We start from the raw sequence: 24,466 nt of genomic DNA, 5'->3' as shown, positions 1-24,466 counted from the left end.
GCTCGGCGCGGGCCGTCGGCGGGCGGGCGGTATGGCGGTTGACGCCGCCCACCGCCGAGGCTTTGCGAGCGCCCTCGCGACCTCGTTAACGCCGCCCACCGCGTCGCATGGGTTGGCACCCGTTGGCGCAGGGCGTTGGCACCCAGTACCGGCAGGTCAAAAGGGGTTTGGCACGCTTGGCACCCTTGGCACCCTGTCGCATGAGAACGCGGCGTCTCACACAGCGTCCGATAATCAACCAGCACAGCGAGCCGGGCGAATTCGTATACGAGAATCAAGTTGCGAGACTTTGTACGTGAAGTGCCAAGGGGTGCCAAGGGTGCCAAGGCGCTTCTGAACTGCGAAAAAGGCGGTGTCGAGGGTGCCAACACCTGCGTCAAGGGTGCCAACACCTGCGCCACGGTCATGATGCACGCATCCGATACTGAGTAACGCTCTGAGCAGCGCGTTCGACTTTGCGGCGCTCGATGGTGCCGTTATCGATCAGCGCCAACAGCGCGTCGGGGAGGTCACGGCGCAGCTTTCCAGTAACCGAACGGGTTACCGCGCCCTGAGACACCCAATCTGTTTGCTCACCGAGGAACCGGGTCACCCGGCCCATGACCGTGTGCAGCGCGGCGGTGTGCCGGGCATCGTCGGCAGCGGCCAGCCGGTGACCGTCGATCTGTCCCTGACGCACAGCGTCGCGCTCCGCGGCGGACAGCGACTCGACGGCGACAACCTGAGCCACCGCCGACGAGACGGCGATCAGCCGCTCGGCACGCTGCCAGTCCTCGGGTCCGACGCAGGTCAGGTTGTGCAGCACCGCGAGCGCGGCGGCGACCTTGAGTTGAGCGAGCAGGCGGTGACCGGCCAGCGGGTCGTCACTGCGTCCGAACGGGTCGGCGTCCTTGGCCGCGTCGGCGTCGATGACCTGTTGAACGATGAGCGACGCGACGCTCATCGGCACCAGTTGCAGCGCAGCGGGCGCGTAGACGTCGGCGTCGTCGGCCTCGGTATGAAAGTCCATCGGGTCAATTCCGAAGTCGGGCACCGGCACCGTCATCGGCTCCACCCGAGCGGCGTCGGCGCTGCGTCGTGCTCGGGCGACGCCCGGCCGTACCGGCGTCCACACGAACCGCTGCGGCACCCCGTCACGTTGCGCCTGCGGGTTGAGCAGCACCGCGCCGTTGTCGGGCTGCACGCCCGCCGACAGGCACAGCCGGTAGCTGTGCATCGGCAGGATGACGCGGCGATCCTTCTCGGCGTTGGCGAACCCGAGTTCTTCGCCCATGTACGCCTTGAGCAACTCGGGCACCAGCGTGGAGCCTTGACGCGCTGTCAGCGCCGCGACCGTGGCGATGTCGCGGCAGCCGAACAGGGCGCGGTCGGTGTGCCATTTCAACTCGACCTGACCGCTGCCGAGCTTGTCGCGCTCGGCGTGGGCATATGTGCGGTTGATTCCCTCGCCCGTACCGACCGGGATCATCGGCAGCGACGGGGCGGCGCGACGACCGCCGACCGACGGGCGAACCGCTGCGGCTGCCGTCTTGTCGGCGGTGCCCTTGCCCGCACCGCTGCCGCCAACGACCGTCAGCAGCAGGTTCAGCGACACCTCGCCGCCGATGATCGGCGGCAGCACGACCTGCGGCGGCACGGCCAGCACCGTGCGCATCAGCACCCCGAGCACCGTCGCGTACCGCTCGGCGCCGCGTGCGTCGGCGAACCGGGCGACGTGGGCCAGAACCCCACTCGAAGTCAGCACGTCGGCGTTGTCGGCCATGACGCGGCGCAGGTCGGCCAGCGCGTCAGCCGCAGCCGTCGCCCCGTCCGAGGCAGTGGCATCGTTGCGCACCCGGTACTGCTCAGCGGCGTCATGGTCACGGTCGTCGCGAGCCTGTTCGGCATTCACGCGATCGACCCACGCGGGCTTATTAGGGTACGGACTGCCGTTGATGTTCGCGGTAGTCTGAGCCTTGGCGGTCACTTGCTCGGCTGCCTCTCGTCTCGGTAGTCGCCCCGCTCGGCCTCGTCAACGGGCGGGGCGCACGCATGTCTAGGTGAATCGCGTTGCGCCGGTTGGCTTTACCCGTCACCACCGAGCATCTTGAGCAGCGTAAGGGCGGGCACACGCACGCGCTTCTCGCCGAGCTTGATCGTCGGCAGCCGCCCCTCACGCGCCATTGTGTAGCCGTAGGCACGGCTCACGCCGAGATAGCGTGCGGCCTGCTCAATGCTCAGAGTCGGTGGCCCGCTGCGCAATTCGTCCAGTGTGGGGGTCGCCTTGGTGGCTATGGTCATCGTCATGGTGTCTATTTTGCACCTTTGCACGGTAGCGTCTAGGGTTAGAAACTATGAGCGGGACCAAGCGGAATTACTCACCGCGCCGGGCGGGCGAGGTGGCCGGGGTCGAGGTTGACGCAGACGCCGAGCGTCCGGTGACGATCACCTGCCACGATCACGCGCATAACTACGAGATCGCGTGGCGCGACACCGCCGATGGGCCGGTCATCATCGATCTGCGGGTGACATCGGTCGACGGCGTGCCGATCACGTCGGACACACTGCGGCGCGTCAACACTGCCCGGCTGGCCCGTACTGCCGCGATGCACGACACTGCCGAGGCTGCCGACGCCGCTCGCAAGCTGCGTCAGACCCTTGACGCGGCGACCGGCACCACCGACGGCCACGAATGGATCGAGCAATTCCGGTTCACCCACGGCGTTATCGACGCGATGATCCGGCACGCGCCGCCGGGAGCCGCACCGCCCACGTCCGGCGGTAGGCGCGTCGGTCGGCCCCGGTTGTCACGGCAGTTTCTGGCGCAAGTGGCGGCGTGGGTGCGCGAGGAAGCGCCCAAGGGCGGCAACGCCTACGAGCGGGTTGCCGACCGCGCAGCAAGCGCGCTCGGGCGCGACGTATCCACCGAGACAGTCAAGGGGTGGGTCCGGCGCTGCAAGACGACCGAGCCGCCGCTACTCGGACGCGACGAACTGCGCAAGCCCCGCAAGCCGACCACCGACCAACAGGAAACCGACCGATGAACACCGACATCGCCGCCGCACAGCCCGCCCGTCAGCCCAAGCAGCGCGGCGACCGCACCGACAGTTCGATCAAGCGACTGCCGAACGGCAAGGGTTGGCGTGCCCGGCCCACGCTGGGCACCGACCCCGTCACCGGCAAGCAGGTCCGGCCCACCAAGGTGTTCCGTACCAAGGGCGAGGCCGCGCAGTGGGTCACCGAGCAGCGTCAGCAGTGGGCAGCGGCGACGTGGGCACCCAAGTCGGCTCAGACGTTCGATGAGATCGCCGACCACTGGCTCAAGCTGCGCGAGGCCGACCCGTCCATCGGTCCGAACACCGTTCGCGCCGACCGTGAGTCGCTGGCCTACGCACGCCGGGCGTTCGGCGCGGTGCCGGTCCAGAAGCTCACGCCCGCCGCACTAGCCGACTGGACGGCGACGCTGACCGGCAAGGGCGGCAAGTCGCTGGCCCCGGCCACCAAGCGCCGTGCCATTGTCCGGCTCAAGTCGGTCATGGCTCACGCGAAGCGGATGCGCTGGCTGACCTACGACCCGTCAGCCGATCTTGGGTCGCCCGAACAGAAGTCGGTCACCGCCACAGCCGCCGATGACATCTGGACCCCGGCTCAGATGGGCAAGTTCCTCGATCACGTCGCCGCCCACCGCCTCGCTGGGTGTTTCGCGCTGACGCTGCTCGGGCTGCGCCGCGAAGAAGTCGGCGGGCTGCGCTGGTGCGACGTCGACGTTGACAACGGGGCGCTGCGCATCCGGCAGGCTCGGGTCGACGTCAACGGGCGCGACATCATCGTCGGGACCAAGACCGACCGCAGTGCCCGCGATCTGCCGCTGCCGCCCCGCGAAGTGTCCATGCTCAAGGCCATGCGCACGGCGCATCTGCGCGAGCGCCTCGCCGTGGGCCGACCGCTGGCCGACGCCGACCTGTTGCTGTCGCGGGCCGATGGGACGCCGCTGCCGGTTCGCGAGTACAGCCGCGAGTTCACCGCGCAGCGCAAGGCGGCCGGACTCAAGGCGATCACGCTGGGCAAACTGCGGCACAGCAATATCTCGCGGATGCGTGCGGCGGGGATCGCCGCCGACGTCGTCGCGGCGTGGCACGGTCACACCGAGCGCATGACGCAGACGGTTTACGGGCGCGTGACCGACGACCGCTTGACCTCGGCCGCCGAAATATTCGCGAAGGCAAGATAGCGTCATAAGCGCGGATCAGACTACGTGTCGGGGTCGTCCTCGACGATCTCTAGACGGTATCCATTTGTGAGTGCCTCTAGTAAGACCCACCTATCCACGTAGCTCGTCGAACGAAGAAGGGCGTTCATCGGTCCCCATTTCAGAACTGTCGTGAAGTTGTGCTGGCCCGCCTCTCGGGTCACGTCGTGATCAATGCGAAAGGACATCACACCGAGCGGATTTCCGAGCACGGTTACATCAATGTCGACCACCGTGTAGTCGACGCTCGGTTTCTCGGGATCTGCTTGCCAGATTTCACGCCCGAAGAACTCATACCGAAAATACGTCGTCTGGTCCAGGTCATGACCGCTCTTTGTCAATCGCAGAGCGCCTGTAAGGTTGGTGGTCCCTGAGCCGCCTAGCTGCTGCGCATCCGAGCGCTTTAGCTTCTTCGACCATTGTCTTAGGACTTCCCCCGAAACCGACCCAGCGGCCTGTTCGTCGTCACCAACGGTCTCGCCTCCGGTGGTCGCCGGCGATTTCCCGCGAGGTCCCTTTTTCCTACTTCGACTAGCGCTGAATACACGTCCCTCGGCAGAGCCAACGTCAACGCCGCTACGACGAGACGAGCGGGTGATGTCCTCATCGCCGATTCGGTAAGCGTCGTTTGCAATGATGGCCGTCAGCGTCTCGGAAGTGAGACGGACGCAGCATTCGGACTCTGAGCGCAGCTGTTCAATCCACTGTTCGACTTCCGCAACTACCGGATCATCGGTCGTCGAGACCAAGACTAAGCCCGCTTCATAATTTCTGAATACGCCGCCCGCCGTCAGATTGTTGGAGCCAACGAACAGTTGCGACGAAGACTCACCTCGCGATAGGTAAACCTTCGGATGAAAAGTCCTTCCCGACGGATCGTGGAACACCTCGACGGTGTCGCACAGCTCCAACGCAAGTTCCAAACCTTGACGAGATGCGCCGCCCTCGCTGATGCCGACGATCATCGCGACGGACCCACCGCCAGCTCTGAGCGCTGCGAGATCATCCCTAATCAGCGTTAAGCCAGACCGCTTAGCCCAAGCGGTCACGATGGTCAGGTGTTGCGTCTCATGCGTCGACGCTTCGCGAACGGTTGCGAACCAGTCGTCAAGATTGGCGCCGTCTTTCCATGGTTGAGGCACAAACTGCAACGTCACGCGCTGATTCTCATCCGTCACATCTGTCACACCGGCACGACACACCGTGCTTGACCGCATCGGTATGTCGGGACCCCATGCGAGCATGCAGACGTGAAGACTGCCGACCAGCTTGGACCGGAAAAGTTGAGAGGCGGTTTCTACTCGCCTTCTGCACTCGTTCAGGTGTGTCTGAACAGAATCAGCGAATTAACGCAAGACCGATCCGCCCTCACGGTCCTCGAACCGAGCGCCGGTGATGGGGCGTTCATTCGTGGCCTTGCGGGCAATCCGCTACGCGACAGGGTGGCACGCGTAGTCGCTGTGGAACTAATCGAGCAGGAGGCAGCGGCGTGCGATCGAGAGCTGGCTGCATCCGCCATCGACGGCAAGGTACTTACCGGAAGCTTCTTCGATCCCAAGGTTTGGTCTTGCGGTACGGGCTTCGACGTTGCGGTAGGCAATCCACCGTTTCTGCGCTATCAGTTCGTTGACAAAGCCGACCAAGCGGATATAGCGCGACTTTCGGAAGAGATCGGGGTCTCGCTGAAACGTGTGTCGAATCTATGGATTCCACTCTTCTTGGGATCACTGGCGAAACTCAAACGCGGCGGTTGCTTCGCGTTCATCATCCCTGCTGAATGTTTAACTGGCGTTTCAGCCAAGGTGGCTCGTGACTGGCTCACTCGCAACGCCGAGACCCTGCAAGTCGATCTGTTTCCTGTCGGCTCGTTCCCCGGCGTCCTACAGGAGGTAGTCGTCCTGAGCGGGCGAATCGGCTCTGACGCCCGAACCGAGGCCAAGATTACAGTTTTCGATCATGCGACCGGTTCGGGATGGGCACATGCGGTGGATGACTCTCCAACAACATGGACCAGTCTCTTATTGAGCCCGCATCTGCTGTCCGCATTCGAATACGCTCGGGATGCGGACGGGGTCATCACATTGGGTAGTGCTGCGCGGTTGAGCGTTGCGACCGTCACCGGAGCTAACGAGTTCTTCTCTCTTGACGATGCCACCAGAAGCGAGTTCGGCCTGAACGAGTGGACACGACCGCTCCTGGCGCGAACACGTCAGGCAGCCGGACTGCAATTCACCGACGCTGACTTGGAAGCGAATCGTGCCTCAGGAGCGCCCACTTGGCTGTTCGATTCCTCATTGGGCTCGGAAGACCCAATCGAGGCCAGCCGACCGCATGAGTACATTGCCCTAGGCGAAGCAAGCCGCCTTCATGAGCGTTACAAGTGTCGCATTCGCACACCCTGGTACCGAGTTCCCGTCGTAAGCCCCGGTGAACTCATGTTGTCGAAGCGCTCACATCAATACCCTCGGCTCATACAAAACCGTAGTGGCGTTGTGACGACTGACACGATTTACCAGGGTGCGACGATTGGGAACTACCGGGGCAGAGCACGCGATCTCGTCGGCTCATTCCACAACTCGCTTACGCTGCTGACCGCAGAGCTTTTTGGGCGGAGCTTTGGTGGCGGAGTACTCGAACTCGTCCCCTCGGAGATCAAGTCACTGCTTGTTCCACTAGTCGATATTTCCAGCACCCAATTCGAAGAACTCGACGCACTGGTGCGCACGAGCGGCATAGATTCGCCAGCGCTTGTCGATCGGACGGACGAACTCATTTCGCAACGCCTGCCGCACATCTCGAGGGAGGTGCTAGAGGCGCTGCGGGAAGCACGCGATTTCCTGCTGAACCGACGCTTGGACCGCAACGGCGGCGCTGTTGGGGGCTGACAGCCCGTAGGCGGTTGTCCACGTCGATAGGACATCTTTAGGACATTCAAGGCAAACCGGTACCCCTGTAGCAAAGGACCCGAGGCTTCTGGCCTCGGGTCCTTTCTTGTGGAGCTAAGGGGATTCGAACCCCTGACCCCCACACTGCCAGTGTGGTGCGCTACCAACTGCGCCATAGCCCCGTTTGTCGTGCCCCACGAAATTACACCACCGCCACCCTAGGTTCAAAATCGCTGGTCAGGGAACCTCTCCACCGGCCTCCGGACCCAGCGCGCGGGCCGGAGTGTGCTCCGCGGAAGGCCGCCCGCGGGTCTCGGGAGCGAAGATCCAGCCGACCGCGGCGATCAACAGGATCACCCCGCTGATCACGAAGGCCCAGGAGAACGACAGGTACTGCGCGATCAGCCCGACCAGCAGCGAGCCGCCGATCGAACCGACGTCGGCCATCATCTGGAACGTCGCCACGGCGGTGCCGCCGCGAGCTTTGTTGCCGATGATGTCAGCCACGGCAGCCTGCTGCGGCGCGGTGAAGATCCCGGTGGAGAATCCCGCGATGTAGGCACTCACCAGAAACAGCATCAGCCCGTCGGTGAACCCCACCATCACCGTCGAGATCCCGGCCGCGGTGAGCCCGACGATCATGAGTAGGCGCCGCCCCACCCGATCCGACAGGTACCCGCTGGGGATCACCGCGGATACGTTGCCGACGGCGAAGGTGGCCAAGGCGAGTCCCGCCATTCCGGGACCGCGACCCAGCACGTCGACGATGAACAACGGCACCAAGGCAATTCGGAGGCCGAACGCCGACCAGCCGGTCGCGAAGTTCGACAGCAACGCCGCCCGGTACGCACGGTTGCGCAGCGCCGTGCGAACCGTCACCTTGGCGCCTTCCTCAGGCGCGGGTGCGGCCAGCGACGAGTGCCGCAGGCTGATGAACACCACGGCGGCCGCCACCAACAGCGCGACCCCGTAGATGACGAACGGGGCATTCAGGCCGAGCCCCGCGGTGAGGCTGCCGAGCACCGGCCCTCCGACCGAGCCGACCAGGAACGCCGAAGAGAACAGGCCGGCCACCCGTCCGCGGGCATCCTCCGGGCTGACGCGGATCATCAGTCCCAACGCGGACACGAAGAACATCGTCGACCCGATTCCGCCCAGCGACCGGAACAGCAGCAACTGCCAATACGTCTGGGCGAACGCACACGCGCCGGTGGTGACGGCGACGATCAGCAAGCCCCAGACGTAGATCCGGCGCTCCCCCAGCCGCTGGATCAACACCCCGGTGGCCGGCGCGAAACACAGCCTCATCAGCGCGAAGGCAGTGATGACGAACGTCGCGGCGCTGATGCTGACCCCGAAGTGGCGGGCGTAGGCCGGCAGCACCGGCGCCACCACGCCGTAGCCGAGCGCGATGACGGCGTTGGCGACGATCAGGACCCAGACTTCACCGGGCAGCTTCGGCTTGGCGTCGCTCTGACAGTCCCCCTCCTTAACGCTCACCCGATGACTGTATTAACCACGTCCTTGGCGGCCTCCTGCACCTCCGCCAGGTGGTCGGCTCCGAGGAAGGACTCGGCGTAGATCTTGTAGACGTCCTCGGTGCCCGACGGCCGTGCGGCGAACCAGGCGTTCTGCGTCGTGACCTTCAATCCGCCCAGCGCCGCGCCGTTGCCGGGCGCGGCGGTCAGCTTGGCGGTGATCGGCTCACCGGCCAGTTCGGTGGCGCTGACTTGTTCGGGCGACAGCTTGGCCAGCCGGGCCTTCTGCTCCCGGTCGGCCGGCGCGTCGATGCGCGCGTAGGTCGGCGAACCGTAGCGTTCGGCCAACTCGGCATAGCGCTGCGAAGGCGTCGAGCCGGTGATCGCCAGGATCTCCGAGGCCAGCAACGCCAGGATGATGCCGTCCTTGTCGGTGGTCCAGGTCGAACCGTCGGTGCGCAGGAACGAGGCCCCCGCACTTTCCTCACCGCCGAAGCCGATCCCGCCACCGATCAACCCGTCGACGAACCACTTGAACCCGACGGGCACCTCGACCAGCTTGCGATCCAGCCCGGCCACCACGCGATCGATGATCGAACTGCTCACCGCGGTCTTGCCCACCGCGGTGGCTGCCGGCCATTCCGGGCGATGGGTGTAGAGGTAGTCGATGGCCACCGCGAGATAGTGGTTGGGATTCATCAGCCCGCCGTCGGGAGTGACGATGCCGTGCCGGTCGGAGTCGGCGTCATTGCCGGTGGCGATCTGGTAGGAATCCCGGTTGGCAATCAGCCCAGCCATGGCATTCGGTGAGCTGCAATCCATCCGGATCTTGCCGTCGGTGTCCAGGGTCATGAACCGCCAGGTTGCGTCCACCAGCGGGTTCACCACGGTCAGGTCCAGGTTGTACCGGTCGGCGATGGCGCCCCAGTAGTCGACGCTGGCCCCGCCCAGCGGGTCGGCCCCGATGCGGATCCCCTCGGCCCGGATCGCGTGCAGGTCCACCACATTGGCCAGATCCGCGACGTAGGCATCGAGGTAGTCGTGACGCTGGGCCATCTGCAATGCCCTCGACAGCGGCATGCGTTTCACCGACTTGAACCCCTCACGCAGGATCTCGTTGGCGCGCTTGGCAATCCACCCGGTGGCGTCGGTGTCCGCGGGCCCGCCGTTGGGCGGGTTGTACTTGAAGCCGCCGTCGCGCGGCGGGTTGTGTGAGGGGGTGACGACGATTCCGTCGGCCAAATCTGAATCTCGGCCCCGGTTGAAAGTCAGGATGGCGTGGCTGACCGCGGGCGTCGGGGTGTAGCGGTCGGCCGAATCGATCATGGCCACCACATCGTTCGCTGCGAGCACCTCCAGGGCCGAGGCCCAGGCCGGCTCCGACAGGGCGTGGGTGTCGCGGCCGATGAACAACGGTCCGGTGGTGCCCTGCGCGGCCCGGTATTCGACGATGGCCTGGGTGGTGGCCAAGATGTGGCCTTCGTTGAATGCGGTGTCCAGACTGGAGCCGCGGTGCCCGGACGTGCCGAACACCACCTGCTGCGCAATGTCATCGGGGTCGGGCCGCCTGGTGTAGTAGGCGGTCACCACCTCGGCGATGTCGATCAGATCCTCGGGTTGAGCCGGTTGCCCGGCACGGGGATTGGCAGCCATGGTTCCCGATTGTGCTCCCGAACGAATGTCGGTGCCCGCTAGTCGCGCACTAGCCGCCATACTTTTGGCTTATGTTCGGCCACGATCCCCGAGAATTGGCCGCGGTGTTCGCCGGCGGTGCCCTGGGCACCCTGGCGCGCGCCGGCCTGGCGGTGCTCGCGGCCCACGATCCCGGACATTGGCCCTGGCCCACCTTCATCGTGAACATCGTCGGTGCGTTCCTGCTCGGCTACTTCACCACCCGCCTGCTGGAGCGGCTGCCCGTGTCCAGCTACCGCCGGCCGCTGTTGGGCACGGGGTTGTGTGGCGGGCTCACCACGTTCTCCACGATGCAGGTCGAGACGATCACGATGCTCGAACATGGTCATTGGGCGTTGGCCGCCGGCTACACCGCGGCGAGCATCGCTGCCGGCCTACTCGCAGTGGCGATCGCGACCGCGCTCGTGCGGCGAGCCATGGTGCGAGGTTGAGTGCCCCGATGACCGCCGTCGTCTGGGCCGGGGTGATGCTGCTCGGCGGCGTCGGGGCGGTCTGCCGGTTCATGCTCGACCGCGCAGTGTCCGCCCGACATTCCCGGGGCTTCCCGTTCGGCACCCTGGCGGTCAACCTCAGCGGCGCCTTTCTGCTGGGCTTCCTCGGCGGCCTGGCGCTGAACCCACACGCCGCGCTACTGGCCGGCACCGCATTCGTCGGCTCCTACACGACGTTCTCCACCTGGATGCTGGAAACCCAGCGGCTCGGCGAGGAGCGCCGGATCTGGCCGGCGGTGGGCAATATCGTCGTCAGCGTCGCACTCGGCCTGACCGCGGCGTGGCTGGGCATGTCACTGGGGAGCCGGCTGTGACCACCACCGACTACCTCAAACTGACCGCGTATTTCGCCGAGCGACTGCGTCACGAGAACCGCTTCGTCGCCGATGCGCTGTTGGATCTGTACGGCAACAGCGACATCGCGATCAGCGTGATGCTGCGCGGAATCTCCAGCTTCGGACCACACCACCATCTACGCACCGACGAAACGTTGACCGCCTCGGAGGATCCCCCGATCGTCATCGCCGCCGTCGATGCCGCCGACAAGATATCCGCATTGGCCGAGCAGACCGTCAATCTCATTCCCCGAGGGCTGATCACCCTCGAACGGGCCCAATTGGTCCGCCGCGAGTCGCCCGCGCCGACCGTGACCGACTTCGCCAAGCTGACGGTGTACGTCGGCCGCCATCACCGGATCGGTGGAGTTCCGGCCTACCGTGCGGTGTGCGATCTGCTGTATCAGCGCGGGTTCGCCCAGGCCACCGTGTTCCTCGGGGTCGACGGCACCGTGCACGGCCGGCGTCGACGTGCGGCGTTCTTCGGCCGAAACACCGACGTGCCGTTGATGATCATCGGCCTCGGAACCGGAGGGCAGGTGAACACCGTGCTCGGTGAGCTCACCGAACTTCTGGCGCACAACCCACTGCTCACCGTCGAGCGGGCACAACTGTGCAAGCGGGGCGGGGAATTGCTGACCCGCCCGGCCGAACTCCCGGGCGCCGACGCCGAGGGCCGACCGCTGTGGCAGAAGTTGATGGTGCACACGTCGGAGACCGCGCACCACGACGGAGTGCCCGTTCACCGGGCGATCGTCCGCAGGGTGATGCAGACCGGCGCGGCCAGCGGTGCCACCGTGCTGCGTGCGGTGTGGGGCTTCACCGGCGAGGACAAACCGCACGGTGACCGGCTGTTTCAGTTCGGGCGGCAGGTGCCGGTGACGACGATCGTGGTGGACACCCCGGAACGGATCGCCGGGGCCTTCGAGATCATCGACGAACTCACTCGCGAGCACGGCGTGATCACCGCTGAGATGGTGCCCTCGGCAACTGTCGTCGACACCGGCCACCGCCTCGGCGGCACTGACCTGGCGCGCTTTAGTTACTAAGCCCACAGCAGGCCTGGTAAGGCTAGCCTAGCTTTCCTTCGCCGTGTACCGTGCGACCCCATGCAGTCGACAACACCCGAAGCGGTCAGCGCCGCCCTTACCGAGATCCTTCGCGACGACATGAACGTCGATGTCCGTCGGGTGACCAGGGAATCCCGCCTCGTCGACGACGCCGGCCTGGATTCGGTGGCCTTCGCGGTAGGCATGGTGGCGATCGAAGACAAGCTCGGGGTCGTCCTGTCCGAAGAAGACCTGCTCAGCTGCGACACCGTCGGAGACCTCGAGGCGGCCATCCTGGCGAAAGTGCCTGCCGCGCAGAGCAGCCAGTGAGCGTGCTGGCCACGGCCCTCGCCGCGTCGCTGACCGCGAGCGACGCCGATCTCGTGGTGTACGACCAGGATGCGCGCGCCTGGACCCGCCACCCATGGGGGCAGATGTATGCCCGCGCCGAGAACGTCGCCGAACAGATCGGCAACGACGGTTCCACGGCTGTCGGTGTGGTCGGTGAGCCCACCGTGGAAGGAATCGCGACAGTTCTCGGCGGCCTCCTTTCCGGCGCAGCGCTTTCCGTACTGCCCGGTCCCGTTCGGGGAGCGGACGCCGGTCAGTGGGCGCATTCCACGCTGGAGAGGTTCGCCGCCATCGGAGTGGGCACCGTGTTCAGCCATGGCGACTGCCTGAATCTGCTGCAGAAGGCCGAGCCGTCCCTCGCGATCCATGACGACGTCGTCGTCGCCCACACCCAGCGCTCCACCACGCTGCCGCTGGGAACCGGTCCCTGCGCCGTGCTGCAGGGCACGGCAGGTTCCACCGGCACACCACGCACCGCTCAGATGCCACCATCGGCAGTACTGGCCAATCTGAATGGGTTGGCTGAGCGAATCAGCTTGTCGCCCAGCGATATCGGTTGCTCCTGGCTGCCGTTGTACCACGACATGGGCCTGACCTTCCTGCTCACCGGCGCAGTCCGCGGCATCGAGGTGTGGCAGGCGCCGACGGCGGCGTTCGCCGCCTCACCGTTCAGCTGGGTGCGCTGGCTCACCGAGAGCCGCGCCACCCTGACCGCCGCGCCGAACATGGCGTACGGACTGATCGGCAAATACTCCCGGCGGCTGACCGATCTGGACCTGTCGGCTGTGCGGTTCGCCCTCAACGGCGGCGAACCGGTCGATTGTGAGGCCACGAGCCGGTTCGGCACCGAGCTGGCCCGCTTCGGCTTCAACCCCGGAGCCCTCTCACCGTCCTACGGCATGGCCGAATCATCCTGCGCGGTCACGGTTCCCGTTCCCGGGTTCGGCGTGGTGCTCGACGAGATCACCGTCACCACGGACGCCGGCTCCAATCAGCAGCAGCTCGCGGTCCTCGGTGACGCCATCGCCGGGATGGAAGTGCGCCTGCACCCAGGCGACGACAACGCCGGCATCGTCGGCCGCGAGGTGGGCGAGATCGAGATCCGTGGCACCTCGATGATGTCGGGCTACCTCGGCCAGACCCCGCTGAATCCCGGAGACTGGTTCGCCACCGGCGATCTGGGCTACTTCGTCGACGGCGGGCTGGTGGTGTGCGGGCGCACCAAGGAACTGATCACGGTCGCCGGACGCAACATCTTCCCCACCGAGATCGAGCGAGTTGCCGCCCAGGTCAAAGGAGTTCGCGAAGGCGCAGTGGTTGCCGTGGGTGCCGGCGAGAAGGCAGTCCGGTCCGGTCTGGTGATCGCGGCGGAGTTCCGCGGCGCCGACGAGGCCGGGGCCCGCAGCCAGGTCATCCAGCAGGTGGCCTCCGAATGCGGCATCGTGCCCGCCGACGTGGTGTTCCTGACACCGGGCTCACTCCCCCGCACCTCCTCGGGCAAGCTGCGCCGCCTGGAGGTCAAACGACAGATGGAGGCAGCGAAGTCATGACCGCCACAGTTCCGACACCGGTGCCGGCCACCACGACCCTCGACGAGTACCGCGATCTGCTGGATCGGGTGTTCGACGACCAGGTCAAGGCATGGACCGCCGAAGCCGAAGAGACCGAACGTTTTCCGCGCGCACTCATCGAACACCTCGGACGCAATGGGGTGTTCACCGAGAAATGGGGCGACGGTCAGCAACCTGATGTGGCCAAGCTGATCGAGTTGGCCTTCGCGCTGGGCCGGACGGGTTCTTCCGGCATCGGGGTGGGTGTCAGCCTGCATGATTCGGCCATCGCCCTCCTGCGCCGGTTCGGCAAATCCGATCACCTCCGTACCATCTGCGAACAAGCCGTTCGCGGCGAGGCCGTGCTGTGCATCGCTGCCTCTGAAGAATCCGGCGGCTCGGATCTGCAGATCGTGGAGACTGAAGTCCGCACGGCACGAGACGGTTTCGAGATCAAGGGCATCAAGAAGTTCGTCTCGCTGTCGCCGGTCGCCGACCACATCATGGTGGTGGCCCGCAACGTCGACCACGACCCGACGAGCCGGCACGGCAACGTCGTCGTCATCGCCGTCCCGACCTCACAGGTCGAGGTACAGACCCCCTACCGCAAGGTAGGCAACGGCCCTCTCGATACCGCCGCGGTGCACATCGACACCTGGGTGCCCGCCGACCATCTGGTGGCCCGGGCCGGGACCGGGCTCGCGGCAATCTCCTGGGGCCTGGCCCACGAACGCATGTCGATTTCGGGGCAGGTGGCCTCCGGGTCACAACGAATCCTCGGAATCACGTTGGCGCGCATGATGAAGCGTCGCCAGTTCGGCCACACGCTCTATGAGCACCAGGCGCTGCGGATGCGGATCGCCGATCTGCAGGCCCGCGTCGACCTGCTGCGTTACGCCCTGGCCGGGGTGGCCCTACAGGGCAAGCTCGACCTCCGAGCCGCCGCCGCCTTCAAGGTGACTGCCGCACGTCTGGGCGAGGAGGTCGCGTCGGAGTGCATGCACATCTTCGGCGGATCGGGCTATCTCGTCGACGAGACCCCGCTGGGTAAGTGGTGGCGCGACATGAAGCTGGCCCGGGTCGGTGGCGGCACCGACGAGGTGCTCTGGGAACTGGTGGCGGCCGCGATGAAGCCCGACTACGAGGGCTACGAGGAATTCGCCGGCGCCTGAACCGGTCCCGGCGCGGTCACCCGGCGGCGCCGAAGGCGTCGTCGGGGGTACGCGGCAGCGCGTAGAGGGCCATCCGCCGGTTCGACATCTGGTGCTCACCGAGGAATTCGCATCCCGCCCATTCGCACAGCCGTCGGGCTCCGGTGTTGCGGTGGTCCGGGTCGAACATGATCCGGCGGCAGTCCGGGTCGAGCTCGAACACGCCGGCCACGATGCGCGGCAACAGGATCGGGCCGATCCCGCGGTTGACGAATCTCAGATCGGCGATCGCGGCGTGCATTCCGATGTCGTGCGGATCGGCGGCGTAGCGGGGGGCGATGGAATCCTTGGCCGCCCGGTACAACTCGACGTAACCGGCGGGCTTTCCGCGAAAGCTCGCGATCAACGGCCGTGAGTACTGGCCGTCGAGCTGAGCCTGCAGGTATCGCCGCCAGCGGTCCGGCGCCCAGTCGTATTCCCAGGCTTCGACCAGGTGCGGTCGGTTCATCCACTCCGAGATCAACTCAGCGTCGGCGGCAGCATCGGCCGGCCGGATGTCGTACGGCTCGGCCAGTACCGGGATGGGCGCTGCGCCGACCGCGCGCACCTCGTCGGGGATGTCGGTCAGCTCGCGTTTGAGGACGGGGGCCCCTGGCAGGTCCGCCACGTCGGTATCGAAATCGGTCATTTGAGCGCCGAGCCTACCGTAGCGACTGAGGGTAGGTTTACCTTCCTCCGGCTCAGGCGAGCAGCTTGGCCAACACCGTGAGATGGCTGAGTTCAACGTCGCGGGTGGCAGTCACCAACGTGGCCGGCCCCGCACTGACCAGCGCCCGCAACTCCTCGAAGGCCGTGGCCTCCTCACCGGACTGCAGCTCCTCGGTGTAGCGCGCCACGAAGTCGTCGTAGCGCTCGGGCTTGTGGTCGTACCAGTGACGCAGTTCCGTGGAGGGGGCCACCGCGGGCAGCCAATGGCCCACCCGTGGATCGGTCTTCTTCATTCCCCTGGGCCACAGCCGATCGACCAGGACCCGCTGGCCCTCATCGGGTTCGGGCTCGGCGTACACGCGAGCCAACCGCACTCGGTTTTTCGCCGCCATGCCGTGCCATGGTAGTAGGCATGAGCGTCGATCGGGTCGCAGATCTGCAGCGCTGGCAGGATTCCGGCGCGCACTGGCGCGTCCTCACCCGCACCACGGACAGCATCACGATCTCCTTGCTGCGCTGCGACGGCGGCGAGGAAGTGGACCGGTTCAGCTCCTCAGATCCGCGACTTCTCGCTTTCGTGGGCGCCCGCACCGCGAGCGACGACGACGCCTGAGACCGGTAGCGTCACACCGCCGGACCGAAGCGTGCCAGCCGGGCCAGCTGATCGCGGTCCTCCACCCCGAGCTTGGCGAACATGCGGTACAGATGGCCGTCGACAGTGCGCACGGACAGGCACAGTTTGCCGGCGATCTGCCGGTTGCTCAGCCCCACCCCGACCAGGTCGGCGATCTCCCACTCGCGGTGGGTGAGCGGCAGCGGGTCACCGACGCAGCGCAGCGCCGGGGTGCGCGCACCGGTCTGGCCCGCCAGCCACACTGCTCTGGCCGCGGATTCCAATTCGCTGCCGCGGCAGCCGGCCTCGGCGAACATCCGGGCCGCATCGGCGGCAGCGTCGGCGGCCGGCACCAGCGCACCGAGCGTCTCGAACCGGTCCGCCGCGGCGACGAGCAATGCCGGATCATGCCGCGTCAGACCGAGACTGTGCGCTCCAACAGCTTCTGCCACCCGCGTCCCGCGCCGCCGCACCAACTGCTGGATCCGCCGGTGGACTGACGAAGCCCCGAACCTCAGCGCGGTATGCAGGGCCGTGAGCTCGATCGCGTCCATCCCGCTCGCTCCGGCGATGTCCGCAGCCAGCACCGCGTGCTCGACGGCGAGGCCGGTCTGGCCGGTCGCGGCCGCCGCCCACGCCCGGGCCAGCTCCAGCTCGGGCCGGAACACCTCGCGTGGCCCGGCTGCGGCAGCCTCGGCCCGCGCCAGCGCTGCGTCCGCAGCAACGCCGTCACCGCGCATGCCCTCACCTTGAGCCAGACAGGCCACAACGACCATGGACCACCCCGGCGGAAGTCCTCGCGGCGTAGTCCAGGACGCTGCCTGCAGCGCATCACAGGCGGACGAAAGGCGACCACGGGCCAGTTCCACTCGCCCATACAGTGCGGTCACGATGGCCTCGGCCTGCGGCGAACCGGCCGCCCGCACGGCGTAGGCATCGCAGATATCGCGTGCCTTCGCCAGCTCCACGTCGCCCAGGGCCGCCGACACCTGGGCGAAGACGAACCAGTACCGCGGCAGGCCCGGCGCGCAGCCTTCGGCAGCCAGCTCACCCGCGTGCGCCACCGCGACAGCCTCGTCCAACCGACCGGACAGGGCCAAGGCGCTCGAGGTGGCCAGCGCGGCCCATACGGTGGCCGTCGGCGACACTTCCTGGTCCAGTACACCGGTGCCCAAAGCGATCGCCTCGGCCAGCTCACCGACGTGGAAGGCGAAAACCGCTTCCATCGCCGTGACCAGACTCACCGTCTGTGGACAGTGCAGGTGCTCGCGGAGCATGGAGAGCACGACACGTGCCGCGTCCGGTCGAGCGCATCCGAAGAACAGGTTCGAAGCCCGCAAACAGCCCCACCGGGCCAGCATCGCTTCGTCATCGAAGGCCGGCACCGACCGGGCCAGCAGTTCCTCGGCCTGCTCGCACCGGCCCTGCCAACTCATCGCATCGGCCAGCACGATCACCGCGGACATCCCCGCACCGTGATCCACCGCGTACCGCGCAAGCTCTTCTCCGAGAGACAGATTGGACATGGTGACCGCACTGGCAGCAGCTTCGGCGACGGCATCCGGATCCGCCGGAACTTCGCCTCCCACCATGAATCGAGCCAGTTGGATTCGACTGCGCACGTCCGGCGCCGGACCGTTACCGGGCGATTGAAGGTGTGCCGCCAGCAGCACAGCCAACTCCGTATTGATCTGGCGGATTCGGGTTTTCGAGCATCGGCCGCGCGCAACCTCACCGATGATCGGGTGGCCGGGCTGCACCAGGGTGCAGGCCGCAGCGTTGAGCACCTGGATCGCTCCGCGGCGTTCCACCCGGGCGATCGCGTCGAGGTCGCAGGCCGCTGTCAGCACATCCCAGTCGAGGACCTCGGCGGTGGAGACCACCTCGACCACGTCCCGCTCGCTCGGTGTCAGCGTGTCGAATCGCGAACTGATGAGGGCGTGCAGATCCGCACTGGCCCGTAGCCGCCCGCGCAGCCGCCACCGACCGTGATCGCACACCAGCACCCCGTCGCCGAGTGCCGCGTTGACCGCCCCCCGAAGGTAGAGCGGGCTGCCGGAGGAGAACCGATGCAGTTCAGCGACCGCGCGCGAGTCGACGTCGGCGTGCAACACCGCTGCCACCAACTCACCGGTCTGCTCCCGGGTGAAGGGTTCCAGGTCAAACCGCAGCAGCAGCTGTTCCTTCCACAACGCGGTCACGGCATCGGATGTGGGCGCGTGGTTTTGGATGGTGACGATCAGTTTCGCCGAGTCGTGGACCGCCAGTTGCTGGACCAGTAGTGCCGACAGCGGATCGAGGTGCTGCGCGTCGTCGACCACGATGACCAGATCCGATTCTGCGGCCAGCGCCTCATGCGCCGCGGCGAGCATCACCGTGGGGTCATGCGCGTCGGTCAGGGTGAGCGCGGGCAGAAATGCCCCGAGCGGTACCGCCTGCCCGGTTTCGGTGCCCAGGACGAACCGCACCGGGTGCCCGTCGGTCTCCATCTCGGCGGCCAGCGCCCGGGCCAGCGCCGACTTGCCCACGCCGGCTCCGCCCGCCAGCACCACGCCCCGGAAGTCACCGCGCAACGCCTGCGCGGCCTCGCGCAGTTCGGCATCTCGTGCGACAAATGGCCAGTCCGACAAAAACGACCCCCACATGCTTCGCGTCGTACCCGGCTGACGGTACGCCGGTACCGGAATCTGTAATGGTCATTCACCGCGGGCGCAACTCGAATCCTTGCCTCAGGAAACACTTCTCGGATCTCCGGGCACATCGGCACGGTGCAGCTACCTCGCCGGATCCAGCTCCCACGCACCGCGCCGCAGGACCCCGCCGACAGTCAGATCCGGACTCAGCACCACGAGATCGGCTGTGGCCCCGGGCATCAACTCTCCACCGGCCAGACGGAGTGCCCGGGCCGGATTGGTCGAAGCCTGACGGGCGACGAGCATCAACGCGTCGTCGCGGCCCAAGCCGCAATGGGCCACCGCGAATCGGACCACCCGGTCCATGGTCGCGGTACTGCCGGCGACCGTGTCTGTCCCCCCGACGAGAGCAACCCCGTCCATCACGTCGACCTGTACCGGCCCCAGGTGGTACCGGCCGTCGGGCATGCCGGTGGCCGCCATCGCGTCGGTGATCAGCGACACGCGATCCGGCCCGACGGTGCGCGTGACGTGCCGGTAGATCGCCGGATCGAGGTGGACCCCGTCGGTGATGAGTTCGACGGTGACACCGGGATCTTCGAGCAGCGCGATCACCGGGCCCGGCTCGCGCCGGTCGATCGGGCGCATGGCGTTGAACAGATGCGTGCCCACGGTGGCACCGGCCTCGATCGCTGCGCGGGTCTGTTCGTAGGTCGCCTCGGTGTGACCGACGGCCACCACCACGCCCGCTTCGACGAACTGCCGGATCGCGGCCGGCGCCCCGGCGCGCTCAGGGGCGATCGTCACCATCCGTATCGTTCCCGCAGCGGCGGCCAGCAGCCGTTCGATCTCGGCCGGATCCGGGTCACGCATGAGCGCGGGTTGATGGGCCCCGCACCGCGCGGTCGACAGCCACGGACCTTCGAGGTGTATTCCGTCGATCAGTCCAGCCCGGACGTCCTCGGCCAGCGTGCCGACCTCATGCAGCAGGTTGTCGGGGCTTGCGGTGACCAGCGAGGCGATCATCGTGGTGGTGCCGTGGCGTCGGTGCAGTCTCACCGCGGCCGAGGTGTCGGCCCTCGACGCGGCCGAGAAGCTGCCCCCACCCCCGCCGTGGGTATGGGTGTCGACGAAACCGGGCATGACGGTCACCGGGCCGAGGTCGCGATCGGCACACCGGGGCGGCGGCCCCTTTCCCAGCGCCGTCACCTGCCCACCGGACGTGTCGATCCATCCGGGCCGCAACAGCTCGGCACCCGTTATCAGCGTTTCAGCGGTCAGCAGCACTCAGATGCCCTGCCAATCCGGTTTCGAGCGGTAAGTCTCGCGGTAGTAGTCGACGAGCTGAAGACGCTGCGCCGCTGCGGCATCGAGCAGAACGGTCACGTGCGGGTGATGCTGCAGGACCGTGGCCGGCCACATGGCGCTCACACCGCCCTCGACCAGATGGTGCACCGCCTCGGCCTTGGCGCGCCCGAAGGCCACCAGGATCACGTGCCGGGCCGCCATGATCGTGGCCAGCCCCTGCGTGAGGCAATGGGTAGGTACCGCGTCGAGGTTGCCCCCGAAAAATCGGGCGTTGTCGAGGCGGGTCTGCCTGGTCAGCGTCTTGATGCGGGTACGTGAGGCCAGCGAGGACCCCGGTTCGTTGAATCCGATGTGCCCGTCGGTGCCGATCCCGACAACCTGCAGATCGACACCGCCGGCGTCCCGGATGGCGTCCTCGTATGCCGCGCACGCGGCGGGTATGTCGTCGGCCAGGCCGTCGGGGCCCTGCACCGCCCCGGGTGCGAAGTCGACACGCGAGACGAACACCGTGTCTATGACATTGCGGTATCGCTCGGGATGATCGGGGGGCAGACCGACGTATTCATCGAGGGTGAATCCGCGGGCCCGCCGGAACGAGATCTGCCCCGCGGCGAATCGCGCGGAGAGTTCGTCGTAGATCGCCAGCGGAGATGATCCGGTGGCGAGGCCGAGGACCGCGTCCGGTTTACGGTCGAGCAGCGCGCCGAACGCACCGGCCGCCACCCCGCCTATCTCGGCGGCATCGGCCAGGATGATGACTTCCATCTACTTGGTCGCCGTGAAAAGTTCTGCGCCCGATTCGATGTCGGCCCCGGCGTCGACGGGCTCGGCCACGGTCACGTTGCCCGCTTCGCGCTCGTCCATGACCACAACGGGGACGATCGGGTTGAGGCCCTTCGCCTCGATGGCCGGGACGTCATAGGTCACGATCACCTGGCCGGCGACGACGTCGTCCCCCTGGTGCACGTGGGTGGTGAAGCCTTCACCGTTCAGAGCGACGGTATCCAGACCGAGGTGCACCAGCACACCGACACCCTCGGCCGTCATGATGACGTAGGCGTGCGGCATCAGTTTCAGTAGCCTGCCGCCGACCGGGGCGATCGCATCGATCACGCCGCGAGGCGGGTCCACCGCAGCGCCGTACCCCACCATGCCGCCCGAGAACACGGGGTCCGGAACGTCGTGGAGTGCTACCGCGCGCCCGGCGACCGGGGCGAGTACTCGGGTCAAGCTCACTGTGGTGGCTCCTTCTGTGGTGTCCCAACAATACGAGGGTGGCCGGAAGACGGCCGCGAGTTCACTGGTTCTCGTCTAAGCTTCCGCACAGCTTTACGGCGGTTCGCGCCGGGTGGCCAGCAGAACGGTGGGGCGATGAGCAGTACGACGAAACCTGAAGGTGCGCAGGAGAAGTCCGGCCTGCGAATACCCGCGTTCGCGCAGCTGCAACGACTCGGCAAGAGCCTCATGCTGCCCATCGCCGTTCTGCCCGCCGCGGGCATCCTGCTGCGGCTGGGCCAACCCGATCTGCTCGGCCGGATCGACTCCCCCGTCATCGGTCCGTTCTTCAAGGCGATGAGCGCGGCCGGCGACGCCCTGTTCACCAATCTGCCCCTGCTCTTCGCCGTCGGTGTCGCGATCGGCTTCGCCCGTAAGGCGGACGGCTCGACAGCGCTGGCCGCGGTGGTCGGATACCTGGTGATGGCGGCGGTCTTCAAGACCATGTCCCCCATCGTGCTGGCGGGCGAGGTGGACAAGGCCGGCGATCAAGCGCAGATCAACTACAGCGTGTTCGCCGGGATCGTGGTGGGTCTGGTGACGGCGTGGCTGTTCGACCGCTACCACACCATCCAATTACCGTCCTATCTCGGCTTTTTCGGCGGGCGACGGTTCGTCCCGATCGTGGTGTCCCTGGCGAGTTTGTTCATCGCCTTCCTGATGAGCTACTTCTATCCGATCTTCGATGCCGGCCTGACCGGTCTCGGCCGGTTCATCGGCGGGAGCGGTGCGCTGGGCGCATTCATCTACGGATTTGCCAACCGCATGCTGATTCCCCTGGGCCTGCACCATATTCCGAACTCATATGTGTGGTTCATCTACGGCGATTACCAGACTCCCGACGGCAACGTCGTGACCGGCGAGCTTACCCGGTTCGCTGCCGGCGACCCGACCGCGGGCATTCTCACCTCGGGCTTCTACCCGGTCCTGATGTTCGGTCTGCCCGCCGCCGCGCTCGCGATGATCCTCGCCGCGAACAAGAAGCAGCGCAAGGTTGCCGTCGGCATCCTGTCGGCAGCCGCCCTGACCGCATTCCTCACCGGCGTGACGGAACCGCTGGAGTTCGCGTTCATGTTCGTGGCGTTCCCGCTCTACGTCATCCACGCCGTCCTGACCGGGCTGTCCCTGGCGATCGCCTATCTGCTCGATATACATCTGGGCTTCTCGTTCTCGGCCGGGCTCCTCGACCTGTTGCTCTACGGCGGTGCGCCCGCGGCCCACAACATCTTGCTGCTCATCGCGATGGGAGCAGTGTTCTCCGTCGTCTACTTCGTGCTGTTCTACGTGGCGATCACGAAGTGGAACATGAGCACACCAGGCCGTGAGCCCGAGGCCGAATTCGAGGCGGAGGAACAGGCGAACCTCGGCGATGGTGCCAGACCCGACACTCAGGCCGAGCAGATCATCGCGGCGTTCGGCGGCCGGGAGAACCTCGTCAATGTCGACGCCTGTATCACCCGGCTCCGCATGGAGGTCGCTGACAAGAGCAAGGTCGACCAGGACCGGCTGAAGGCGCTCGGCGCCGCAGGCGTCATCGAGGTCGGCAACAGCGTTCAGGCGGTCTTCGGTACCGGCTCAGAGGCGTTGAAGAACGCCATCATGGACAGCTTGTAACCTTCGCGCGCCTCACACCGACAGCAGCCGGTTGAAGAAATCGCGGTAGCGCGTCAGAGCCACGCGCAGATCTTCGGTGGACGCCACCTCACCACGAGACCATTGCGCCTCGAGCCGAGACCGGGTGTCGGCGAAACTCGCGGTGAGCTCATCGACGACTTCCGCCACGAGGTTGTCCGCTTTCTGCACACACTCTTTCGGGTCGTCGACGAACGCCGCCTGAACGTCATTCCAGCGCGCGTGCAATCCGGACCGATGCTGGTCGGCGAACAACAACGTGTTGTCTTCGTTCAACGCCTCGGCCCGAGCAGTTCCTGCGCCTGTCTCGGGGACAGACCAGGCCGCAACCGCGCTTCGCGACTCCGGCAGATCGGTGCCCTCGTCGTGGATGGTCATGCTCGCGCCTCCTTGGTCGAATCGGTACCGGCTTCGTTCGCGTCGACCTCGTGCTTGCCGGCATCACGCTGGGCCTGGGTGTCGTGTGCGGGCCGTTCTTCGGGCACTGTGCCGACCAACTGTTCGAAGAGCGCTCGATAGTGCACGAGCGCCTCACGTTGCGCCTCGGTGCCGATCTCGCCCTGACCTTGAGCAACGTGCAGGATGTGCGCGGCCCGGTAGTGCTCGACCACCTTGGGATGGTCGACCGAGATGTCGGCAGCGCGCTGCTCGAAATCGTCTATCGGATAACCGCGTTCACGCATCACCTCGGTGACCAGGCGATCCGCCTCACCGACCGATTTCGATGGATTGTCGACGAACCCGGCCTGGGTCACCCCCCACGCCTCGACGTACCGCGCGCGGGATTCCGGCGACAACTCGTTGAGCTTCAGTTTGTTGTGTTTGCGTTCGCGCGCAAGCAGTTCCCGCTCGGCTGCACGTTGACCACCTGCTGTTTCGACGGCGTGATCGTACTCGGGCCCGAACTGTTGCCTGAGCCGTTCACTGCGCTTCTGACGCATCATCGACGCGCCCACGACCACCGCGAGCAGGACGATGACCACGACGACCACTGCGATGACGATCCAACTCCATGTAGGCATTTCCTGACCTCCTGCGGCCAGGGATACCCGCCCACGGTCGACAGAAACGTCAATACTCGGATGGG

At 66.4% G+C, this 24,466-nt stretch carries 24 protein-coding genes and 1 tRNA gene; 11 read left to right on the top strand and 14 right to left on the bottom strand.

Features of this window, described 5'->3' with window-relative positions; all coding sequences use genetic code 11:
• Positions 1-403 precede the first annotated feature (403 nt).
• Positions 404-1,891 carry a hypothetical protein gene (locus ACZY08_RS13025; protein WP_463744460.1) on the bottom strand — a complete coding sequence of 496 codons (1,488 nt, stop codon included), beginning with the start codon at positions 1,889-1,891 and terminating at the stop codon, positions 404-406.
• A gap of 173 nt (positions 1,892-2,064) precedes the next feature.
• Positions 2,065-2,286, bottom strand: a complete 222-nt coding sequence (locus ACZY08_RS13020) for a helix-turn-helix domain-containing protein (RefSeq protein WP_463744461.1) — start codon at positions 2,284-2,286, stop codon at positions 2,065-2,067.
• A 47-nt stretch (positions 2,287-2,333) separates the two neighbouring features.
• Between ACZY08_RS13020 and ACZY08_RS13015 the strand changes: the two genes are divergently transcribed.
• Together ACZY08_RS13015 and ACZY08_RS13010 are read left to right on the top strand one after the other, a co-directional pair.
• Positions 2,334-3,023 (top strand): hypothetical protein, encoded by a 690-nt coding sequence (locus ACZY08_RS13015; RefSeq protein WP_463744462.1) that lies wholly within the window; start codon positions 2,334-2,336, stop codon positions 3,021-3,023.
• Positions 3,020-4,210, top strand: coding sequence for a tyrosine-type recombinase/integrase (locus ACZY08_RS13010; RefSeq protein WP_463744463.1), 1,191 nt, complete (start codon positions 3,020-3,022; stop codon positions 4,208-4,210). Before ACZY08_RS13015 ends, ACZY08_RS13010 begins: the two co-directional genes overlap by 4 nt.
• 20 nt (positions 4,211-4,230) lie before the next feature.
• On the opposite strand, the gene ACZY08_RS13005 is transcribed toward ACZY08_RS13010, so the two are convergent.
• On the bottom strand, positions 4,231-5,415 hold the full coding sequence (locus ACZY08_RS13005) for a phospholipase D-like domain-containing protein (protein WP_463744464.1): 1,185 nt from the start codon (positions 5,413-5,415) through the stop codon (positions 4,231-4,233).
• 63 nt (positions 5,416-5,478) lie between these two features.
• Here ACZY08_RS13005 and ACZY08_RS13000 point away from each other — a divergent pair, with 63 nt between their 5' ends.
• Positions 5,479-7,113, top strand: a complete 1,635-nt coding sequence (locus ACZY08_RS13000; RefSeq protein ID WP_463744465.1) for an Eco57I restriction-modification methylase domain-containing protein — start codon at positions 5,479-5,481, stop codon at positions 7,111-7,113.
• A gap of 109 nt (positions 7,114-7,222) precedes the next feature.
• Here ACZY08_RS13000 and ACZY08_RS12995 read toward each other — a convergent pair.
• From ACZY08_RS12995 to pgm, 3 genes are all read right to left on the bottom strand, one after another.
• Positions 7,223-7,295, bottom strand: a tRNA-Ala gene (locus tag ACZY08_RS12995).
• A gap of 55 nt (positions 7,296-7,350) precedes the next feature.
• Complete coding sequence (locus ACZY08_RS12990) at positions 7,351-8,613, bottom strand: MFS transporter (RefSeq protein WP_463744466.1); 1,263 nt, start codon at positions 8,611-8,613, stop codon at positions 7,351-7,353.
• A complete protein-coding gene (gene pgm, locus ACZY08_RS12985) occupies positions 8,610-10,244 on the bottom strand; it encodes a phosphoglucomutase (alpha-D-glucose-1,6-bisphosphate-dependent) (protein ID WP_463744467.1) in 1,635 nt (544 codons plus the stop codon). The genes ACZY08_RS12990 and pgm overlap by 4 nt, the downstream gene beginning before the upstream one ends.
• 71 nt (positions 10,245-10,315) lie before the next feature.
• Here pgm and crcB (ACZY08_RS12980) point away from each other — a divergent pair, with 71 nt between their 5' ends.
• The 6 genes from crcB (ACZY08_RS12980) to mbtN are packed head-to-tail and all read left to right on the top strand — an operon-like array spanning position 10,316 to position 15,231.
• A complete protein-coding gene (gene crcB, locus ACZY08_RS12980) occupies positions 10,316-10,714 on the top strand; it encodes a fluoride efflux transporter CrcB (RefSeq protein WP_463744468.1) in 399 nt (132 codons plus the stop codon).
• An 8-nt stretch (positions 10,715-10,722) separates the two neighbouring features.
• Entirely contained in the window at positions 10,723-11,088 is a 366-nt protein-coding gene (gene crcB, locus ACZY08_RS12975; RefSeq protein ID WP_463744469.1) for a fluoride efflux transporter CrcB, read from the top strand.
• Positions 11,085-12,158, top strand: coding sequence for a DUF190 domain-containing protein (locus ACZY08_RS12970; RefSeq protein ID WP_463744470.1), 1,074 nt, complete (start codon positions 11,085-11,087; stop codon positions 12,156-12,158). Before crcB (ACZY08_RS12975) ends, ACZY08_RS12970 begins: the two co-directional genes overlap by 4 nt.
• A 60-nt stretch (positions 12,159-12,218) precedes the next feature.
• Positions 12,219-12,488 (top strand): acyl carrier protein, encoded by a 270-nt coding sequence (locus ACZY08_RS12965; RefSeq protein WP_055112333.1) that lies wholly within the window; start codon positions 12,219-12,221, stop codon positions 12,486-12,488.
• 5 nt (positions 12,489-12,493) lie between these two features.
• Positions 12,494-14,059 carry a long-chain-fatty acid--ACP ligase MbtM gene (mbtM, locus tag ACZY08_RS12960; RefSeq protein WP_463745262.1) on the top strand — a complete coding sequence of 522 codons (1,566 nt, stop codon included), beginning with the start codon at positions 12,494-12,496 and terminating at the stop codon, positions 14,057-14,059.
• Positions 14,056-15,231 carry a mycobactin biosynthesis acyl-ACP dehydrogenase MbtN gene (gene mbtN, locus ACZY08_RS12955; protein WP_463744471.1) on the top strand — a complete coding sequence of 392 codons (1,176 nt, stop codon included), beginning with the start codon at positions 14,056-14,058 and terminating at the stop codon, positions 15,229-15,231. Before mbtM ends, mbtN begins: the two co-directional genes overlap by 4 nt.
• A gap of 16 nt (positions 15,232-15,247) precedes the next feature.
• On the opposite strand, the gene ACZY08_RS12950 is transcribed toward mbtN, so the two are convergent.
• Positions 15,248-15,898 (bottom strand): GNAT family N-acetyltransferase, encoded by a 651-nt coding sequence (locus tag ACZY08_RS12950; RefSeq protein WP_463744472.1) that lies wholly within the window; start codon positions 15,896-15,898, stop codon positions 15,248-15,250.
• A 52-nt stretch (positions 15,899-15,950) separates the two neighbouring features.
• Positions 15,951-16,310 (bottom strand): DUF488 domain-containing protein, encoded by a 360-nt coding sequence (locus tag ACZY08_RS12945; protein ID WP_463744473.1) that lies wholly within the window; start codon positions 16,308-16,310, stop codon positions 15,951-15,953.
• A 20-nt stretch (positions 16,311-16,330) separates the two neighbouring features.
• Here ACZY08_RS12945 and ACZY08_RS12940 point away from each other — a divergent pair, with 20 nt between their 5' ends.
• Positions 16,331-16,531: a hypothetical protein gene (locus tag ACZY08_RS12940; protein WP_463744474.1), complete on the top strand. Its 201-nt coding sequence runs from the start codon at positions 16,331-16,333 to the stop codon at positions 16,529-16,531.
• 11 nt (positions 16,532-16,542) lie between these two features.
• Here ACZY08_RS12940 and ACZY08_RS12935 read toward each other — a convergent pair whose 3' ends face one another.
• The 4 genes from ACZY08_RS12935 to ACZY08_RS12920 form a co-directional block, all read right to left on the bottom strand.
• Positions 16,543-19,176 (bottom strand): helix-turn-helix transcriptional regulator, encoded by a 2,634-nt coding sequence (locus ACZY08_RS12935; RefSeq protein ID WP_463744475.1) that lies wholly within the window; start codon positions 19,174-19,176, stop codon positions 16,543-16,545.
• Positions 19,177-19,305: 129 nt separating this feature from the next.
• Complete coding sequence (gene nagA / locus ACZY08_RS12930) at positions 19,306-20,451, bottom strand: N-acetylglucosamine-6-phosphate deacetylase (RefSeq protein WP_463744476.1); 1,146 nt, start codon at positions 20,449-20,451, stop codon at positions 19,306-19,308.
• Complete coding sequence (gene nagB / locus ACZY08_RS12925; RefSeq protein WP_463744477.1) at positions 20,452-21,237, bottom strand: glucosamine-6-phosphate deaminase; 786 nt, start codon at positions 21,235-21,237, stop codon at positions 20,452-20,454.
• Entirely contained in the window at positions 21,238-21,708 is a 471-nt protein-coding gene (locus tag ACZY08_RS12920) for a PTS sugar transporter subunit IIA (protein ID WP_463744478.1), read from the bottom strand.
• A gap of 135 nt (positions 21,709-21,843) precedes the next feature.
• On the opposite strand from ACZY08_RS12920, the gene ACZY08_RS12915 reads away from it, so the two are divergent.
• Positions 21,844-23,361: a PTS transporter subunit EIIC gene (locus tag ACZY08_RS12915; RefSeq protein ID WP_463744479.1), complete on the top strand. Its 1,518-nt coding sequence runs from the start codon at positions 21,844-21,846 to the stop codon at positions 23,359-23,361.
• A 12-nt stretch (positions 23,362-23,373) separates the two neighbouring features.
• Here ACZY08_RS12915 and ACZY08_RS12910 read toward each other — a convergent pair whose 3' ends face one another.
• Together ACZY08_RS12910 and ACZY08_RS12905 are read right to left on the bottom strand one after the other, a co-directional pair.
• The gene (locus tag ACZY08_RS12910; protein ID WP_463744480.1) at positions 23,374-23,757 is read right to left on the bottom strand and encodes a hypothetical protein; all 384 of its coding nucleotides are present in this window, start codon (positions 23,755-23,757) and stop codon (positions 23,374-23,376) included.
• On the bottom strand, positions 23,754-24,401 hold the full coding sequence (locus ACZY08_RS12905; RefSeq protein ID WP_463744481.1) for a hypothetical protein: 648 nt from the start codon (positions 24,399-24,401) through the stop codon (positions 23,754-23,756). Before ACZY08_RS12905 ends, ACZY08_RS12910 begins: the two co-directional genes overlap by 4 nt.
• Between the last annotated feature and the right edge of the window lie 65 nt (positions 24,402-24,466).

The organism is Mycobacterium sp. IDUB_9, from assembly GCF_055419505.1.
Note: the sequence above shows the minus strand (reverse complement) of the source record. Positions and strands in the feature narration are given on the sequence as shown.

Coding starts and splice junctions, on each gene's coding strand:
- ACZY08_RS13020 (WP_463744461.1), bottom strand. CDS start 2,286: ATGACGATGACCATAGCCACCAAGGCGACCCCCACACTGGACGAATTG.
- ACZY08_RS13015 (WP_463744462.1), top strand. CDS start 2,334: ATGAGCGGGACCAAGCGGAATTACTCACCGCGCCGGGCGGGCGAGGTG.
- ACZY08_RS13010 (WP_463744463.1), top strand. CDS start 3,020: ATGAACACCGACATCGCCGCCGCACAGCCCGCCCGTCAGCCCAAGCAG.
- pgm (WP_463744467.1), bottom strand. CDS start 10,244: ATGGCTGCCAATCCCCGTGCCGGGCAACCGGCTCAACCCGAGGATCTG.
- crcB (WP_463744468.1), top strand. CDS start 10,316: ATGTTCGGCCACGATCCCCGAGAATTGGCCGCGGTGTTCGCCGGCGGT.
- crcB (WP_463744469.1), top strand. CDS start 10,723: ATGACCGCCGTCGTCTGGGCCGGGGTGATGCTGCTCGGCGGCGTCGGG.
- ACZY08_RS12965 (WP_055112333.1), top strand. CDS start 12,219: ATGCAGTCGACAACACCCGAAGCGGTCAGCGCCGCCCTTACCGAGATC.
- mbtN (WP_463744471.1), top strand. CDS start 14,056: ATGACCGCCACAGTTCCGACACCGGTGCCGGCCACCACGACCCTCGAC.
- ACZY08_RS12950 (WP_463744472.1), bottom strand. CDS start 15,898: ATGACCGATTTCGATACCGACGTGGCGGACCTGCCAGGGGCCCCCGTC.
- ACZY08_RS12945 (WP_463744473.1), bottom strand. CDS start 16,310: ATGGCGGCGAAAAACCGAGTGCGGTTGGCTCGCGTGTACGCCGAGCCC.
- ACZY08_RS12940 (WP_463744474.1), top strand. CDS start 16,331: ATGAGCGTCGATCGGGTCGCAGATCTGCAGCGCTGGCAGGATTCCGGC.
- ACZY08_RS12935 (WP_463744475.1), bottom strand. CDS start 19,176: ATGTGGGGGTCGTTTTTGTCGGACTGGCCATTTGTCGCACGAGATGCC.
- nagB (WP_463744477.1), bottom strand. CDS start 21,237: ATGGAAGTCATCATCCTGGCCGATGCCGCCGAGATAGGCGGGGTGGCG.
- ACZY08_RS12915 (WP_463744479.1), top strand. CDS start 21,844: ATGAGCAGTACGACGAAACCTGAAGGTGCGCAGGAGAAGTCCGGCCTG.
- ACZY08_RS12910 (WP_463744480.1), bottom strand. CDS start 23,757: ATGACCATCCACGACGAGGGCACCGATCTGCCGGAGTCGCGAAGCGCG.
- ACZY08_RS12905 (WP_463744481.1), bottom strand. CDS start 24,401: ATGCCTACATGGAGTTGGATCGTCATCGCAGTGGTCGTCGTGGTCATC.